Origin of the sequence: Mesorhizobium sp. M1182, assembly GCF_040318335.1 — a bacterium.
Classification (GTDB): Bacteria; Pseudomonadota; Alphaproteobacteria; order Rhizobiales; family Rhizobiaceae; genus Mesorhizobium.
Window position 1 is genome coordinate 13617 of the sequence record NZ_JAMYMD010000005.1, and the last position, 16605, is coordinate 30221.

The 16605-nt window shown below is 64.2% G+C and carries 11 protein-coding genes; 2 read left to right on the forward strand and 9 right to left on the reverse strand.

Going from position 1 to position 16605, the window contains the following annotated elements; translation table 11 throughout:
• Positions 1-6 precede the first annotated feature (6 nt).
• From NKH33_RS08565 to NKH33_RS08585, 5 genes are all read right to left on the reverse strand, one after another.
• The gene (locus tag NKH33_RS08565; protein ID WP_352918917.1) at positions 7-2481 is read right to left on the reverse strand and encodes a GcvT family protein; all 2475 of its coding nucleotides are present in this window, start codon (positions 2479-2481) and stop codon (positions 7-9) included.
• Positions 2478-3659, reverse strand: coding sequence for a pyridoxal phosphate-dependent aminotransferase (locus NKH33_RS08570; RefSeq protein ID WP_352918919.1), 1182 nt, complete (start codon positions 3657-3659; stop codon positions 2478-2480). Before NKH33_RS08570 ends, NKH33_RS08565 begins: the two co-directional genes overlap by 4 nt.
• A complete protein-coding gene (locus NKH33_RS08575; protein WP_352470270.1) occupies positions 3659-4558 on the reverse strand; it encodes a homocysteine S-methyltransferase family protein in 900 nt (299 codons plus the stop codon). The genes NKH33_RS08570 and NKH33_RS08575 overlap by 1 nt, the downstream gene beginning before the upstream one ends.
• Positions 4555-7008, reverse strand: coding sequence for a GcvT family protein (locus NKH33_RS08580; protein ID WP_352918921.1), 2454 nt, complete (start codon positions 7006-7008; stop codon positions 4555-4557). The genes NKH33_RS08575 and NKH33_RS08580 overlap by 4 nt, the downstream gene beginning before the upstream one ends.
• A gap of 77 nt (positions 7009-7085) precedes the next feature.
• The gene (locus NKH33_RS08585) at positions 7086-7679 is read right to left on the reverse strand and encodes a helix-turn-helix domain-containing protein (protein WP_352470272.1); all 594 of its coding nucleotides are present in this window, start codon (positions 7677-7679) and stop codon (positions 7086-7088) included.
• Positions 7680-7945: 266 nt separating this feature from the next.
• Between NKH33_RS08585 and NKH33_RS08590 the strand changes: the two genes are divergently transcribed.
• Complete coding sequence (locus NKH33_RS08590; protein ID WP_352452121.1) at positions 7946-8644, forward strand: nitroreductase; 699 nt, start codon at positions 7946-7948, stop codon at positions 8642-8644.
• 19 nt (positions 8645-8663) lie between these two features.
• Here the strand turns inward: NKH33_RS08590 and NKH33_RS08595 are convergent, their stop codons facing one another.
• The 4 genes from NKH33_RS08595 to NKH33_RS08610 all read right to left on the reverse strand — a co-directional run bounded on the left by NKH33_RS08595 (position 8664) and on the right by NKH33_RS08610 (position 13863).
• Positions 8664-9251, reverse strand: coding sequence for a sarcosine oxidase subunit gamma (locus NKH33_RS08595; RefSeq protein ID WP_352470273.1), 588 nt, complete (start codon positions 9249-9251; stop codon positions 8664-8666).
• Positions 9244-12240 (reverse strand): sarcosine oxidase subunit alpha, encoded by a 2997-nt coding sequence (locus NKH33_RS08600; protein ID WP_352918923.1) that lies wholly within the window; start codon positions 12238-12240, stop codon positions 9244-9246. The genes NKH33_RS08595 and NKH33_RS08600 overlap by 8 nt, the downstream gene beginning before the upstream one ends.
• Positions 12237-12533 (reverse strand): sarcosine oxidase subunit delta, encoded by a 297-nt coding sequence (locus tag NKH33_RS08605; RefSeq protein ID WP_023676536.1) that lies wholly within the window; start codon positions 12531-12533, stop codon positions 12237-12239. Before NKH33_RS08605 ends, NKH33_RS08600 begins: the two co-directional genes overlap by 4 nt.
• A 70-nt stretch (positions 12534-12603) precedes the next feature.
• Entirely contained in the window at positions 12604-13863 is a 1260-nt protein-coding gene (locus tag NKH33_RS08610; protein ID WP_352470276.1) for a sarcosine oxidase subunit beta, read from the reverse strand.
• Between the two features lie 233 nt (positions 13864-14096).
• Here NKH33_RS08610 and NKH33_RS08615 point away from each other — a divergent pair, with 233 nt between their 5' ends.
• Positions 14097-16586, forward strand: a complete 2490-nt coding sequence (locus NKH33_RS08615; protein WP_352918925.1) for a mechanosensitive ion channel family protein — start codon at positions 14097-14099, stop codon at positions 16584-16586.
• The last annotated feature ends 19 nt before the right edge of the window (positions 16587-16605 follow it).

Below are 16605 nucleotides of genomic sequence, written 5' to 3' on the forward strand. Positions count from 1 at the left end.
GGTGCGCTACATCCGCACCCGTTCCGCCTTCGGATCGTACATCGGCTTGAGCGAGGCCTCGGCGGCAAAGCGCTCGCCGGCGATCTCGATCTCGTAGGACGACGACAGGACATCCGCCTCGCTCTCGCCCTGGCACGGCACGTAACCAAGCCCGATCGCGCCGCCGAGATGATGGCCGTAATTGCCCGAGGTGATCGGACCGACGATCTTGCCGTCGCGCAGGATCGCCTCATTGTGGAAGAGCAGCGGCTCGGTGTCGTTCAGGCGGAACTGCACCAGCCGGCGTGACAGGCCGGTTTCTTTCTTCTTCAGCACCGCATCGCGGCCGAGGAAGTCTCCCTTGGCGGTCTTCACCGCGAAACCCAGCCCGGCCTCCAGCACATTGTCCTCGTCGGTGATGTCGTGGCCGAAATGCCTGAACGCCTTTTCGATGCGGCAGGAATCCAGTGTGTGCAGGCCGCATAGCTTCAGGCCGACGTCGGCGCCGGCTTCTTCTATCGCCTCGAAGACGTGGGCGGCCTGGTCGGTCGAGAGATAAAGCTCCCAGCCGAGCTCGCCGACATAGGTGACGCGGTGGGCGCGGGCCAGGCCCATGCCGATTTCGATCTCCTGAAACGTGCCGAACGGATTGTTCCCGTTGGAGAAATCGTTGGGGCTGACCTTTTGGATCAGCTTCCTCGAATCCGGGCCCATCAGGCAAAGCACGGCTTCGGCAGCGGTCACATCGGTGATGACGACGAACTCGTCGGCAAGGTGTTTTCGCAGCCAGGCCAGGTCGCGCTGCAGCGTGGCGCCGGGCACGACGAGCAAGAAGGCTGTTTCGGACAGCCGCGAGACGGTGAGGTCGCTCTCTATGCCGCCGCGCTGGTTGAGCATCTGGGTGTAGACGATCTTGCCCGGCGCCACGTCGATGTCGTTGGCGCAGAGCCTTTGCAGGAAAGCGCAGGCGTCGCGGCCCTCGACGCGGATCTTGCCGAACGAGGTCATGTCGAACAGGCCGACGCCGTTTCGGACCGCCAGATGCTCCTCGCGCTGGTTGTCGAACCAGTTCTGCCGTTTCCAGGAATAGCGGTATTCGCGCTCCTGGCCCTCCCGCGCAAACCAGTTGGCGCGCTCCCAGCCGGCGACCTCGCCGAACACCGCGCCGCGCGCCTTCAGATGTTCGTGCAGCGGCGAACGGCGGACGTTTCGCGAGGTTGCCATCTGCCGGTACGGAAAATGATCGGCATAGAGCAGGCCGAGCGTTTCGGAGACGCGCTCCTTGAGATAGCGGCGGTTCTTCTGGAACGGCTGGGCGCGGCGGATGTCGACCTCCCAGAGGTCGAAGGGCGCCTCGCCGTCATTGATCCATTGCGCCAGCGCCATGCCGGCGCCACCGGAGGAGACGATGCCGATCGAATTGTAGCCGGTCGCCATCCAGTAGCCGGAAAGCTCCGGCGCCTCGCCGAGATAATAGCGATCGTCGGGGGTAAAACTCTCGGGGCCGTTGAAGAAGGTGTGGATGCCGGCGGTGGCCAGCATCGGCATGCGGTTGACGCCCATTTCCAGGATCGGCTCGAAATGGTCCATGTCCTGCGGCAACTGGTCGAAGCAGAAATCCTCGCTTATGCCGTTCATGCCCCAAGGCTTGGCCACCGGCTCGAAAGCGCCGAGCATCATCTTGCCGGCATCTTCCTTGTAGTAGGCGCACTCGTCCGGCACGCGCAGCACCGGCAAGCGGGAAAGCCCGGGGATCGGTTCCGTGACGAGATAGAAATGTTCGCAGGCGTGCAACGGGATGGTGACGCCGTTCCGGGCGCCAAGTTCGCGTGCCCACATGCCGGCGCAGTTGACGACGATATCGGCCTCGATCAGGCCTTGCTCGTCGCCCTGCGCCCAGGAAACGCCGGTGACGCGGCCGGCCCTGGTATGCACCTTGGTCACCTTGACGTTCTCGACGATCGTCGCCCCGCGCTGGCGCGCGCCCTTGGCCAACGCCATGGCGATATTGGCCGGGTCGCACTGACCGTCGAGCGGCAGATGCACGGCGCCGACCACATCGGAAACATTGAGATGCGGGTACATCTGCTTGACTTCGTTGGGCGAAATCTCGCGCACGTCGACATCGAAGGCGCGGGCGAGAGATGCCTGCCGATAGATCTCGTGCTTGCGCTCCTCGGTCAACGCCACCGTGATCGAGCCGACCTGGCGCATGCCGGTGCCGACATCGGTCTCGGCCTCCAGCTTGACGTAGAGGTCGGCCGAGTACTTCGCCAGCCGCGTCATGTTCTGCGAGCCGCGCAGCTGGCCGATCAGGCCGGCGGCGTGCCATGTCGTGCCCGACGTCAGCTGCTTGCGCTCGAGCAGCACGATATCGGTCCAGCCGAGCTTGGCCAGATGATAGGCGACCGAGCAGCCGGAGACGCCGCCACCGATGATGACCGCCCTCGCTTTGGGAGGAATGACCTTGGTCGGAATGGTTTTGGTGGGCGAGGCGTTCATGCGGCCTCGCGACCATAGCTGGAGGCAAAGCGGCGCAGGCGCGTGGCAGCCTCCATCAGTACCGGCTCAGGCTGGCAGAGGCTGAAGCGGATGTGGCCGGCGGCGGCCTCGCCGAAGCTCGAGCCGGGCATAACGCTGACATTTTCCTGGTCGAGGAAGGCCCAGGCGAATTTTTCGTCGTCCGGCTCGATCGCCGATATGTCGAGCATGACGTACATGCCGCCTTCGGAGCCGCGCACGGTGATGTTGTTCATGCCGCGCATGGCATCGAGGACGACGGTGCGCCTCGCGGCGTAGCGCTCGGCGATTTCCTTGACGCCGTAGCCATTTTCGAGCGCCTCGGCGCAGGCGAGGCTGATGAAGGCCGGCAGGCCGTAGGTCATCACCAGATTGAGGTCGGTCAACAGCGAGACCATTGATTCCGGCCCGGTCAGCCAGCCCATGCGCCAGCCGGTCATGCCGTGGCTCTTGGACATCGAATTGATGACCAGCGTGCGTTCCGCCATGCCGGGCAGCGAGCGTGGTGAGACGTGCTCGCCGCCGCCCAGCGTCCAGTAGACCTCGTCCGACAGCAGCCAGAGGTCATGTTCGCGGCAGATCTGCGCCAGCTCTTCCAGGCGCTCGCGCGAATAGACGGCGCCCGTGGGATTGTTCGGCGTGTTGATCAGGATGGCGCGGGTGTTCGGCCGAAGGGCGGCGCGGATGTCGGCGGCGCGCGGCTGAAAGCCATCCTCGGCGGGGGTCTCGACGACGCTGAACTCGGCGCCCGCCGCACTGAAGGTGTTGGGATAGGTGGCGTAATAGGGCGCGACGACGATGGCATGGTCGCCCTGGTCGAGAACCGCTTGAATGGCCGCGTAAAGCGCGGCCTGCCCGCCCGGAGTGGCGATGACCTGGTCGGGATTTGTCGCAACCCCGGTGCACCGCGTCGAGGCCGCCGCCATCGCCTTGCGCAGGCGTGGAACGCCGGCAAGCGGCGTGTAGTGGTGATTGCTGGCGCGAACCGCCGTCACGCAGGCTTCGATCGTCTCGCTCGGCGTGTCGAAATCATGGTCGCCGACCGACAGCATGATAATGTCCTCGCCGGCCTGCTTGCGCGCCCAGGCAGCGGAATGAACCTCCCAGCCATCCTTGCCCGAAGGCACGATGCCGGAAATGCGCGAAGATGGCTTGGGCATTATGCTGCTCCCGAAATTTCATAACCGGCCTGTTCGAGCCGGTCGCGCAGCGCGGCGATGTGGGCCGGTCCGACTTCGCAGCAGCCGCCGACAATGCCGGCGCCGGCCTCGACCCAATCGACCGCCTGGCCGGCATAGGCATCCGGATCGAGGTCGTGGCGGGCGTGCAGCACTTCCACCGTACCGCCATGCTTGAGCGCCTCAATCGAGGTGAAGCCGTTGGCATAAGCGCCGACCGGACCGCCGAGAGCGATCAGTTCGGGCAGCGCTGCAGCGATCGCTTCGGGCCGGCAGCAATTGATCAGCCGGGCCGCGACGGGCAGGCCGGCAAGAGCGCCCGCCGCCGCCGCAATGGCTTCGCCGCTGCGCAGGCGCGGCGTGCCGTGGTCGGCAAGCGTCCACGACACCCATACGGGCTTGCCGCTTTCCGACGCCGCGGTGACGGCGGCGCGCGCCTCTTCGGCCGACGCCATGGTTTCGCACAGAAACAGATCGACGCCGCCCGCCTGCTCGGCAACGATACGGCGATAGATGTCGAGCGTATCCTGGAAGGATATCGTCAGCGCCGGCGCATAGCTGCCGAACAGCGGCGACAGGCAGCCGGCGATCGCCGCGTCGCCAGCCTGGTCGCGGGCTTGCCTTGCCAGTTCGATGCCGCGCTTCTGCAGGGGCTTGAACAGCTCTTGCGCGCCTTCGCGTGCCAGCCGTTCCGGCGTGGCTGAATAGGTGTTGATGGTGATGACGCGGGCGCCGGCGCGGATGAATTCCGCATGCAGGTCGCGCACCAGATCCGGTTCGTCGATCAGCACCCTGGCCGACCACAGCGGCGTCGGCTCGGAACTGCTGCGGCGGACCAGCTCCTGGCCCATGCCGCCATCGGTAAGGATAACAGTCTTCATGCTCTGAGCCTCTCGTTCTTTGGATCCCATAACGGCTCATCCTTCTGCACGACCGCCCGAAAACGTTCGCCGAAGATCTCGACCTCGACAGCGGTTCCCGGCTCGGTGAGGTCGGCGCGCAGCACGCCGAGCGCGATCGACTTGTCGATGCGATGACCCCAGCCGCCGGACGTCGTCTCGCCGACGATCCCGCCGTCATGCCAAAGCGTCGACATGGTGGGCGCGTCGCAATCGCCGGGGTTTTCGACGACCAGCGTGACGAAGCGCTTCTTGATGCCCTGCTGCTTCTCGTTCTGCAGCGCCGCCTTGCCGCGGAAGTCGGGCTTATCCCATCTGACGAATCGCTCCAGCCCGCCCTGCAGGATCGAGTAGTCGGTCGACAGGTCGCCCTTCCAGGTACGGTAGCCTTTTTCGAGCCGTAGCGAATCCAGCGCGTACATGCCGAACGGTTTCAAGCCGTGCTTCTGGCCGGCCGCCCAGACGGCGTCGAAGATGGCTGCGGTATCGTCGACCTTGCTGTGGATTTCCCAGCCGAGCTCGCCGGCGAAGGACACGCGCACCAGCTTTGCCCAACGTCCGGCGATACTGGTTTCCTGATGCGTCAGCCAGGGCAGGGTGAGGTCGGCCGCGCAGAGTTCGGCGAGGATTTTTCGCGAGTTGGGGCCGGCGAGGATCTGGGTGGAGTATTCCTCTGTCCGGTCGACCAGCTTGAATGTGGCGTCCTTCGGGATGCGCGATTTCAGCCATTCGAAATCATGCCACTGAGCCACAGCGGCGGTGATCAGTGTCATCAGGTTCTCGTCGTGGCGGACCACCGACATTTCGGTGACGATGCGGCCCTTGTCGTCGGCAAAATAGACGAGGCCGATGCGGCCGGGTTTCGGCACCAGGCCTGTCACCTGGAGGCTCAGCCATTCGGCGGCACCCGGACCGTCGAGATTGAAACGGGAAAACCCCGGCAGGTCCAGAATGCCGGCGGCATCGCGCACGGTGAGGCATTCCTCGCGCACACGATGCTGCCACGGCCCGTCGCGGCGGAAGGTCAGCGTGGATTGTTCGGAGATGTCGTCGCCTGGCTTCGCATACCAGGTGGCGCGTTCCCAGCCATTATAGGCGTCGAACCGGGCGCCGAGTGCCTTGATGCGGTCGTGGAGCGGCGACAGCTTGCGGTCGCGCCCGGCCGGCCAGGCACGGCGCGGGAACTGGATGGCATATTCGTTGCCGTAGATCTCCATGCCCTTGGCGACGCAATAATCCGGGGCCGAGGCAAAGGCGGTGAAACGGCGCGGATCGCACGACCACATGTCCCATTCGGTCTGGCCCTCGGTCACCCATTCGGCCAGCACCTTGCCGGCGCCGCCGCCCTGGGCGATGCCGAAGGTAAAGACGCAGGCCTCGAAGGCGTTGGGCACGCCGGGCATCGGCCCGATCAGAGGGTTGCCGTCCGGCGCATAGGGGATCGGCCCGTTGATGACCTTGGACAGGCCGGCGGTGCCGAGGATCGGCACGCGGGCGACAGCATCGGCCAGGTAATGTTCCAGCCGGTCGAGATCGTCGGGAAACAGCTGGAACGAAAAGTCGTCGGGCATCGGGTCGTTGTGGCCGACCCAGTGGGCGCGGCAATTGCGCTCATAGGGGCCGAGGTTCATGCCGTTCTTTTCCTGGCGCAGATAATAGGACGTATCGACGTCGCGCAGCAGCGGCAGCTTCTTGCCCTGTTCCTTCGACCACGCCGCCAGTTCGGGGATTTCCTCGAACAGGATATATTGATGGCTCATCACCATCATTGGCACCTCGCGGCCGAACATCCTGCCGACCTCGGCGGCGCGGTAGCCGGCGGCGTTGACGACGATCTCGCAGCGGATCTCGCCTTGCGTTGTCTCGACCACCCACTCGTCGTTGTCGCGGCGCACGCCGGTGACCGGACAGAAGCGGATGATCTTCGCGCCCATGTCACGCGCGCCCTTGGCCAGTGCCTGGGTCAATTGCGCTGGATCGATATCGCCATCATTCGGATCGTAGAGCGCGCCTTTCAGCTCATGCGTCTCGATGAAGGGGTAACGGCGCTTGATCTCGTCGAGCCCGACCACGTCGATATCCATGCCCTGGTAACGGCCCATGCCCTTGGCGCGCTGGAATTCCTGCATGCGCTCCGCGCTATGGGCTAGCCTGAGCGAGCCGGTGACGTGGTAGTTCATGGGATAGCCGACCTCGTCGGCCAGCCGGCGATAGAGCTCGGTCGAATAACGCTGCATGTTCATCAGCGACCATGACGAGGAGAAAGTCGGCACGTTGCCGGCGGCATGCCAGGTCGAGCCGGAGGTCAGCTCGTTCTTCTCCAGAAGCACGCAGTCGGTCCAGCCCGCCTTGGCGAGATGGTAGAGCGAGGAGGTGCCGACGGCACCACCTCCGATGATCACAACGCGTGCCGTGGTCGGCAAACCGGCCATGTTCTTCTCCGACTATTTGTTTTGATGCATGTCGTTGTCCCAAAACCGCCACGCACTTTTGGGCGACATGCATTCGTTCAATAGACAGGCGGCGAAACCACCCAGATCACCACAGCCGGTTCCGCTCCAGGATTGCGCCAGCGGAACGGCTTGCCGTCGAAGCGGAAGGAATCGCCTTCGCCAAGCCGGTGCCAGACGCCGGCAATTTCGATATCGAAACTGCCGGAAGCGACGTAGCCGGCTTCCTCGGTCGGCCGGCGCGCCTCGGTGCTCAGCTCGGCACCCGGGGCGAAGACCGAACGCAGCATCTCGAAGCTACCGCCGAGATCGGGCGACAGAAGCTCCTCCACCAGGCCAGAATCGCTTGTGCCAAGCGTGCGCCGGTTGCCGGCGCGCACGACCACGCCGCGCTCGGTCTCGACAGGTACGTCATGGCTGAAGAACAGGCTGACCGGCACGCCGAACAATTCGGCGAAGGCCCTGAGATCGCCGAGCGACGGGACCGACAGACCGCGCTCGACCTGGCTGACCCAGCCGACGGAACGGCCGAGCTTCAGTGCGATTTCAGCAAGCGTTAGGCCGCGCGCCTTGCGCAACGCGCGGATGTCGCCGGCCAGCAGCCGTTCGCCGCTGTCCTGTTCCGATCTGGCGGCGGTTGAGGGCAAAGCCATCCCTGTCTCGGTGAAAAATTCCCAGCAAATTTCATTTGATGGCGGGTTCATGAAAAAATCAAGAGGATTTTCACGCACTCACAAGATTTACTTGCGCCATTTTGACGGTTCGGGCAAAGGCTCGGCGCACGAGCGGCGAGTGGGGCGTCCGGTCGAGGCGGGTAGGCTATCGGGCGTTCAAAAGCGCAAGGATGCTCCATCACTTCTAGTCGGCGCATGATCCTTCCGGAAAATCGGGTTCGGGATCATACGCAAAAGGACGGCCCATGCTGGAAAACAACTCCCGGATTGCGGCGGCGATCGTCGATGACGCGATCACCTCGCGGCGGTCGGTACGCGCCTTCTTGCCCGATATGGTCGACGACGAGACCATCCGCGATATTCTCGCCGTTGCCGCGCGCGCGCCCTCAGGCACCAACATGCAGCCCTGGAAAGTCTATGTGACCAAGGGCGAGGTCAAGCAGCGCATCACCGATGCCATCCTCAGCTCGGGCATCCGCGCCGAAAAGGCCGAGTGGGACGAGTACCGCTACTATCCCGACCAGTTCTTCGAACCCTATCTGACGCGACGGCGCGCCAACGGCTTCGGCCTCTACGGCGTGCTCGGCATCGGCCGGCGCGAGGTCGACAGGATGCGTGCGCAGCACGACCGCAACTTCGTCTTCTTCGACGCGCCGGTCGGCATGATCTTCACCGTCGACCGGCGGCTGAACAAGGGGTCGTGGATCGACTACGGCATGTTCCTGCAAAACATCATGGTCGCCGCGCGGGGCAGGGGCCTGCACACTTGTCCGCAAGCCGCCTTCGCGCCCTATCACCGGCAGATCAGGCCGGTGCTCAACATTCCCGACGAGGAGATCGTCGTCTGCGGCATGGCGCTCGGCCATGAGGATACGTCCAAGCCCGAAAATGCCTTCCGCACCGACCGCGCGCCGCTGGAAGAGTGGGTGACGTTCGCGGAGTGACGTGAAGCGCCGTCCGGCTCTACTGCACTTCGTAGCCGACTTCCTCGCTCGCATGGCAGAGCGCTTGCCAGAACGAGCGGGCAAACGAGCGGAACACATAGATGTCGAACTGATCGGCGCCGGTGCGCTGGATCTGCGCGAAGATGTCGTGATGCATGGTCGAGCGGCCGGCGCCGATCGGGAAGGCCGGCAGCGCGAAGTCGATGGCGAAGAATTTCGCCAGCACCCACTCGGCCTTCGGCCCGGCGATACGGATCGCGGTGCGGCCGTGCGAAAGGTCGGTCACCGTACCGATGGCCGAAGTGACGACACTGGCAAAGGCCGGCCCCAATCCCTCGGCTTCATCGACCACAGTGAACTTTCCCGGCGCAAAGCCGAACACCGACCTGGCGCCGTTCGTCACACCGCCACCGGCGCCGTCGGGCAAAGCCAGGCCGGTGACCGCATGGATGCCGGCCATCAACGTCTTCTCCTCGCCGGGCCAGGCGGCGAGCTGCAGGATCGAACCCGGCCTGGTTTCGGAGAGGATGATTTCGACACCATGCTCGAAATTGCCATGCGAGCCCGGATGCAGCACCGGCTCAAGCGGTGATTGGCGTTCAACCATGCATGCGGCTCCCGTCCGGATCGAAGAAATGGTTGGAGACGATCTCGACCGGCCCGAACCGGTTGCGCAGCGGGTCGGAGACATAAGCGCGCGTGCCGCGCCGCGCCTTGCCGCCCTTGACCAGGGCAAGCGCGATATATTTACCGAGCGCCGGCGAATAGCAGCAAGCGGTGATGTGGCCAAGCGAGCCGTGCGGATTGGCTTCGTCAAGCTCCTCGACGATGTGCCCGCCGCCGTTGAGCGGCTGGTTGTCGAGCGAAACAATACCGACGAGTACCAGGCGGTCCGGCGCGATCAGCCCCTCGCGGTCCATCATCGCCGAGCCGATGAACGGCTTCTTCTTCGACAGCATCCAGTCGAGATGCAGGTCGCGTGCCGTGGTGCGGCCGTCGATCTCGGCACCGGTGACGTGGCCTTTCTCGATGCGCATGGTGCCCAGCGCCTCCAGCCCGTAGGTCACCAGCCCGAACGGCTTGCCGGCTTCGATCAGCGCCTCCCAGACATGGGTGCCGTAGCCGGCGCCGGAATAGACCTCGAAGGCCATTTCGCCGGAGAAGGACAGCCGGCAGATCATCACCGGCACGCCGGCGATTTCGCCGTGGACGATGCCCATGAAGGGCAGGGCGGTATTGTCGACGGCGGTGCCGCTAACGCAAGCAGCCAGTATCTGCCTTGCCTTCGGCCCACCGATGGCGGCACCGGCCCATTGGTCGGTGACCGAGGCGACGTGGACCTTCAGCTCCGGCCAGATCACGTCGAGGAAATACTCCAGATGCTGCATCACCTTGCCGGCATTGGCGGTGGTGGTGGTCATCAGGAAATCCTGCGCGCCGAGCCGCCATGTGGTGCCGTCGTCAAAGGCGAGACCGTCCTCGCGCAGCATCAGCCCATAACGCGCCTTGCCGACGGCCAGCGTCGAAAACACGTTGGTGTAGACGCGGTCGAGGAATTCCGCCGCGTCGGGGCCTTGCACCGCGATCTTGCCCAGTGTCGAGACATCGACGATGCCGGCGCTCTCGCGCGTGGCTCTCGCTTCGCGCACATAGGCCTGCTCGATCGTCTCGCCGGGATGGCCGTAGATCATCGGCCGATACCACAGGCCGGCCGAATACATGGTGGCGCCGTTGGCGACGTGCCAGTCATGCATCGGCGTCAGCCGCTCGGGCTTCAGATCGCCGAAGCGTTCGGCGGCTAGCGAGCCGATCGACACCGCCGAAAAGGGCGGGCGAAAGCGCGTCGTGCCGACCTCTGGGATCGGCTTGCCGAGCGCCTCGGCCATGATGGCGAGGCCGGGTATGTTGGAGCTCTTGCCCTGGTCGGTTGCCATGCCGAGCGTGGTGTAGCGCTTCAGATGCTCGACCGAGACGAAGCCTTCGCGATGCGCCAGCCGCACGTCATCCGCCGTCACGTCATGCTGGAAGTCGACGAAACTCTTTCCCTTGGCCTTGATCTCGAGCACCGGCGCCGGATCGGGATCGCCAGGTGCTGCCTCGACGGCAGGCAAGGCCGCCGGCGTGGCGGTTGCGCCCGCTGCGGAAAGGCCGGCGGCGCGGCCTTCGGCGATCGCCTCGGCGGTGGAGAAACTGCCGGTGAAGGCGCCGGCGCCGATCCATTGCCGCGTCGTCGGCTTGGGCGGCAGGAACGCTTGCAATGCTTCGTTCCATTCCGCTCTCGCGCCGGCCTGGCTGGCCAGATGAATGGTCGGCGACCATCCGCCCGACATCAGCAGGCAATAGGCGTGGATGCTGCGCGCTTCGCCGGAAAGCGCGCCGTTGACCATGTCGAAGCGCTGCACCTTGAAGCCGGAAAGCGCCTTGCCGCCCTCGGTGGCGATTACCGCGTGGCCAGAAAGGATCTCGGCCTCCGCTTCGCCGGCCAGCTTGCGCATTTCGCTCGAAAGTTCTGGGCGCACGTCGACGATGGCGACGACGACGGCGCCGGCCTTCTTCAGCGCAAGCGCGGAGCGATAGGCGCTGTCATTGTTGGTGAACAGCGCGACCCTGTCGCCCGGCAGCACGCCATATTCATTGGCAAAACGCTCGGCAGCATGCGCCAGCATCACGCCTGGCCGATCGTTGCCCGGAAAGACCAGCGGACGCTCCAGGGAGCCGGTGGCCAGCACCACCGACTTGGCGCGGATCGTCCAATAGCGATGGCGCGGCTCGCCCTTGCCGGCCTTTTCCTTGTGGTCGGTGACACGTTCGAGCGCGGCAAGCGTGTTGCCGTCATAATAACCCCAGACAGTAGTGCGCGGCAAAAGGCGGATATTGTCACGGCCTTCAAGCTGACCGGCGGCGCGCGCTGCCCAGTCGGCGGCCGGCATGCCATCGATCGTCTCGCGCGACCAATTGGCCGAGCCGCCGAAATGCGGCTCGAGCTCGGCCAGGATGACGCGTGCACCCTGATCGGCAGCCGCCCTGGCGGCCATCAGCCCCGCCGGGCCGGAGCCGACTACCAGCACATCGCAAAACGCGTTCATGCGTTCGTAGCGCGCCGTATCGGGAGCCGTGCCTGCCTTGCCCAGGCCGGCGGCACGGCGGATGAAATGCTCACAGAACATCCAGAAGCGAGTGCCCTTCAGCGGACCGATCACCGGTCCCATGAAGGTCTTGTAGTAGAAGCCAGCCGACAAAAGCTTGCCGCCGAGCTGGTTCACGGCACTGACGTCCCAGGCAAGCGAAGGGAAGCGGTTCTGGCTGATTGCGGCCAGCCCGTCATAAATCTCGACCATCGTGGCGGGGATGTTCGGCTCGCGAACCTCGCCCCTCAACACTGTGACCAGCGCGTTCGGTTCCTCGACGCCGGCGGTCAGCACGCCGCGCGGGCGGTGATATTTGAACGAACGCCCAAACAGGGTGACGCCGTTGGCCAGCAGCGCCGAAGCCAGCGTGTCGCCGGCATGGCCGGTATAAGGCGCGCCGTCGAAGGTGAAACGGATGGTCCGCAGCCGGTCGATGCGCCCCCCGGCCTCTGTACGGCGCGGGCTCATGGCTTGTCCTCGGCCCGGTGCCGCGCAACCGAGTTGTGGTCGCCGCGCGCGAACGCGGTGCTGGAGATCTCGTGCGTCAGCGTATTGCGCACGACCCTGAGATGGGCGCGGCAGCCGCCGGAATGCTGCCAGATCTCATTGTGGTCGCCGGCCGGGTTAAGCCGGTCGTAGACATAGGCGTTCCAGGCGTCGAGGTTCTGCGAGGCGGGCTGTGGGCGCTGGCGATTGCCGTCGCCCTGATAGGTGAATTCGATCACGTCGCGCGGGCCGCAATAGGGGCAGGTGATGAGCATGGATCTCTTAAACTTCTCGTTTGACCATGATCTTGTCCGAAAACCGGTTTCCACTTTTCGGGATCATGGCCTAATGCAGCCGGGGCGTGGCGCCCTGGCCCTTGTCGTCGATCACCATGCCACGGTAAAAGCGGTCGAGCGTGAAGGCCGCGTTGAGACCGTGCGGCTCGTCCTTGGCAATGGTCCAGGCAAAGCACCAGCCGGAAGCCGGCGTCGCCTTGAAGCCGCCATAGCACCAGCCGCAGTTGAGATACATGCCCGGCAGCGGACCGGTGGTGATGATTGGCGAGCCGTCCATCGACATGTCGCAGACGCCGCCCCATGAGCGCAGCATGCGGACACGGGCCAGCCCAGGGAACAGCGCCAGCATCTCGCTCATCACCTCATCGACGATCGGCAGGCTGCCGCGTTGGGCGTAGCTGTTGTAGCCGTCGAGATCGCCGCCATAGACAAGGCCGCCCTTGTCCGATTGCGACATATAGAAATGGCCCATGCCGAAGGTCAGGACCGTATCGATGAACGGTTTTAGCGATTCCGTGACGAAGGCCTGCAGCACGTGGCTCTCGATCGGCATCGTCTCGATGCCGGCAAGCCGCATGACCCGACCGGTGCTGCCGGCAACCGCGACCGCTACCTTTTTTGCGCGGATTTCGCCGCGCGTTGTCGTCACGCCGGTGATGCGGTCGCCGTCGCGCAGGAAGCCGGTGACCTCGCAATTTTCGATGATGTCGACGCCGCGGCGATCTGCGCCGCGCGCATAGCCCCAGGCGACGGCGTCGTGGCGGGCGGTGCCGGCGCGCCGCTGCATCAGGCCACCGACGATCGGGAAACGCGCGGTGGCCGAGACGTCGAGCGCCGGCACCAGGCGCGCGATTTCGGCCGTGGTCATCAGTTCGGCGTCAACGCCGAGATGGCGCATGGCGTTTCCGCGCCGGGCATAGTCGTCGAGCTGAGCAGGTGTGTGGGCGAGGTTCAGGCAGCCGCGCTGCGAGAACATGACGTTGTAGTTGAGGTCATGGGCCAGGTTCTCCCACAGCTTCATCGAATGTTCGTAGAAACGCGTGTTGGCCGGCAGGAGATAGTTGGAACGGACCGCCGTGGTGTTGCGGCCGACATTGCCGGAGCCGAGCCAGCCCTTCTCCAGCACCGCGACATTTGTGATGCCGTGCTCCTTGGCGAGATAGTAGGCGGTCGACAGGCCATGGCCGCCGCCGCCGATCACGATCACGTCGTAGGACGCTTTCGGGTCGGGCTTGCGCCAGGCCGGCCTCCAGTCCTTGTTTCCGGTCAGCGCGTTCTTGAGAAGCGAAAAGGCCGAATATTCCGCCATTCTTATTGTCATCCATTTCAGGCTTTACGGCAGAGTATAGAGCAGGCTGCAAACGCAAAGCCAAGATTGCGCCATCGCTTTTCGACTCCCCGACTTCGATTGGATTGGCCGACTTCGATTGGCGGGACTTCGAAAAACGAGACGCCTGGGATGACTTGCCCCGTGATATGAGCCTCTTTATCAAGGACGTGCTTCAAAACTGCCGATGCCGCCCGCGAGTCGCCAGAAAAATCATGTTCTTTCGTTTATTCCGCCTGGTCTTGATTCTTGCGCTTGTTGTCTCGGCGCCGCCGTCGCTCGTTGCTGTGGCGCAGGCACTCGGGCAGGGCGCCGCCGGGTTGATCGCAGACCAGCAGACGGTCATCCAGAGTCTGACGGCCAAAACCGACGGTCTCGAGAAGAAGATACAGCAGGACGGCCAAGACGATGCCACCCTCGTGGAAATCCGTCTGCAATTGGAGGATCTGTCGCGGGCGGCGCTCACCAGCGCGCTAGCGTTCCGATCGCGTCTCGGCGATATCAACGATCGGATTGAGATGCTGGGACCTCCGCCGGCCGCGGGCCAGCCGGCCGAGCCAGACATCGTAACCGGTGAACGCCAGGCCTTGGCTTCCGAAAAAGCCGAGATCAACGCCGTTATTGCCAGCGCGCAGAACCTGTCGATCCGCATCAGTGGGCTGATCGAGAAGATCGGCAACATGCGCAGCGAGCTGTTCCGCAATGTGCTTACTAAGCGCTACGTGCTGTCCGATGCGCTTAGCCCCGAAGTCTTTTCCGACGCCAACGCTGAGTTTTCCGGCTTCTATAAGGCGGTCTCGTCCTGGCTGAGTTTCGCCTTCAAGTTCAAGTTCCAGGCCATTCTTGCCGCGACTTTGATGGCGCTCGCATTCGCTGCAGTGCTTTTTATCGGCGGCCGACGCCTGTTCGGCCGCGTCTTCGAAGCGGATCCCTCCGTCGAGGACCCCTCCTATCTCAGCCGCCTGTCGGTGGCGTTCTGGTCGACGTTGCTGCCGACGCTGGCGGTCGGCGCCTTCCTTGTCTCGACGATCTTCTTCTTCGATTATTACAATGTTTTACGCGGTGACATCGGCATCTTCCTGAATTCGCTGGTTGCCGTTATCGCGGTGGTGTTCTGCGTCAACCGCCTGACCAACGCAGCGCTCGAGCCCCGACTGCCGAACTGGCGTTTGATCCCGGTCGAAACCGGCCCGGCGCGCTGGCTGGTGCGGCTGACGACCGCCATGGCTGTCGTCATCGGCAGCAACAACTTCCTGTCTGTCGTCAACGACAAGATGGGCTCGCCACTGTCGCTGACCATCGCCAGAAGCTTCATCGCCACCATCGTCGTCGGCATCATCCTGATCCTTATGGGCCTGCTGAAGCCGTTCAAGGCCCCCGACGGAAGCTGGCGCCCGTGGCCGGCGTGGCTGCGCTACACCGCCGTCGTGCTAGGCCTATTCACCATCGCATCGGCACTGCTTGGCTATATCGGCCTTGCAATTTTCGTCTCGCTGCAGGTCGTGGTCACCGGCACCATCCTGGTCACCGCCTATATCGGCTTCCTGTCGGCGCGAGCGATCGGCGAGGAAGGCGGTTTCGCCAAAACTTCGATCGGGCGCTGGCTAGCGGCCAATTCAAGCTACGAAGAGACCGCCCTCGACCAGCTCGGGCTTGTCGTCAGCGCCGCCATCAACATCATGATTGTGCTGGTGTTCCTGCCGCTGATCCTGTTGATGTGGGGCTTCCAGCCCGGCGACATCCAGGCCTGGGCCTACAAGCTGGCGACCGGCCTCACCATCGGCTCGGTGACGATCTCGGTCACCGGCATTCTCACCGGCGTCGTCGTCTTCATCATCGGCTACTTCCTGACGCGCTGGTTCCAGGGCTGGCTCGACGGTTCGGTGATGGCGCGCGGCCGGGTCGACACCGGCGTGCGCAATTCGATCCGGCTGGCGGTCGGTTATGCCGGTGTCGCGGTCGCGGCACTGGTCGGCATCTCGGCGGCCGGTATCGACCTCTCCAATCTCGCGCTGGTCGCCGGCGCCCTGTCCCTCGGCATCGGTTTCGGCTTGCAGAATGTCGTCTCGAATTTCGTGTCGGGCCTGATCCTGTTGGCCGAGCGGCCGTTCAAGGTCGGCGACTGGATCGTCGCCGGCGACATCAGCGGCACGGTCAAGAAGATCAGCGTGCGCGCCACCGAGATCGAGACGTTCCAACGGCAATCGGTGATCCTGCCCAATTCAAACCTGATCAACAATGCGGTCGGCAACTGGACGCACCGCAACAAGCTCGGCCGCGTCGACATCAAGGTCGGCGTTGCCTATGGCAGCGACGTCAAGCACGTGCATGGCGTTCTGTTGGAGATCGCACGCAGCCATCCGCTGGTGCTGAAGAACCCGGAACCCTTTGTGCTGTTTTCCAATTTCGGCCCGGCCGCGCTCGAATTCGAGATCCGCGTATTCCTGGCAGACGTTCTTAGTGGCAATATCGTCCAGAACGACATCCGCTTTGCCATCTTCGATGTGTTCGCCGACCAGCATATCGAAATTCCGTCGACACCGCGCGCCGTCGTCGAGATCAAAAAGCACGAGGCGTGGCCGATCGACGACGACAAGATCGAAGTCGAATTCGCCGAGCGGGAACAAGCAAAAGCCCTAGCGGCGGTCGAGGCGAAACGTCTCGCCAAGTCGGGACGCAAGGTACGGAAGCCCGATCCTGACTAGCTGATTGGAGCTTGCCTTC

Bases quoted from the DNA above. Each gene is read 5' to 3' on its own strand.
- NKH33_RS08565 (WP_352918917.1), bottom strand. From the start codon at position 2,481: ATGAACGCCTCGCCCACCAAAACCATTCCGACCAAGGTCATTCCTCCC.
- NKH33_RS08570 (WP_352918919.1), bottom strand. From the start codon at position 3,659: ATGCCCAAGCCATCTTCGCGCATTTCCGGCATCGTGCCTTCGGGCAAG.
- NKH33_RS08575 (WP_352470270.1), bottom strand. From the start codon at position 4,558: ATGAAGACTGTTATCCTTACCGATGGCGGCATGGGCCAGGAGCTGGTC.
- NKH33_RS08580 (WP_352918921.1), bottom strand. From the start codon at position 7,008: ATGGCCGGTTTGCCGACCACGGCACGCGTTGTGATCATCGGAGGTGGT.
- NKH33_RS08585 (WP_352470272.1), bottom strand. From the start codon at position 7,679: ATGGCTTTGCCCTCAACCGCCGCCAGATCGGAACAGGACAGCGGCGAA.
- NKH33_RS08590 (WP_352452121.1), top strand. From the start codon at position 7,946: ATGCTGGAAAACAACTCCCGGATTGCGGCGGCGATCGTCGATGACGCG.
- NKH33_RS08595 (WP_352470273.1), bottom strand. From the start codon at position 9,251: ATGGTTGAACGCCAATCACCGCTTGAGCCGGTGCTGCATCCGGGCTCG.
- NKH33_RS08600 (WP_352918923.1), bottom strand. From the start codon at position 12,240: ATGAGCCCGCGCCGTACAGAGGCCGGGGGGCGCATCGACCGGCTGCGG.
- NKH33_RS08605 (WP_023676536.1), bottom strand. From the start codon at position 12,533: ATGCTCATCACCTGCCCCTATTGCGGCCCGCGCGACGTGATCGAATTC.
- NKH33_RS08610 (WP_352470276.1), bottom strand. From the start codon at position 13,863: ATGGCGGAATATTCGGCCTTTTCGCTTCTCAAGAACGCGCTGACCGGA.
- NKH33_RS08615 (WP_352918925.1), top strand. From the start codon at position 14,097: ATGTTCTTTCGTTTATTCCGCCTGGTCTTGATTCTTGCGCTTGTTGTC.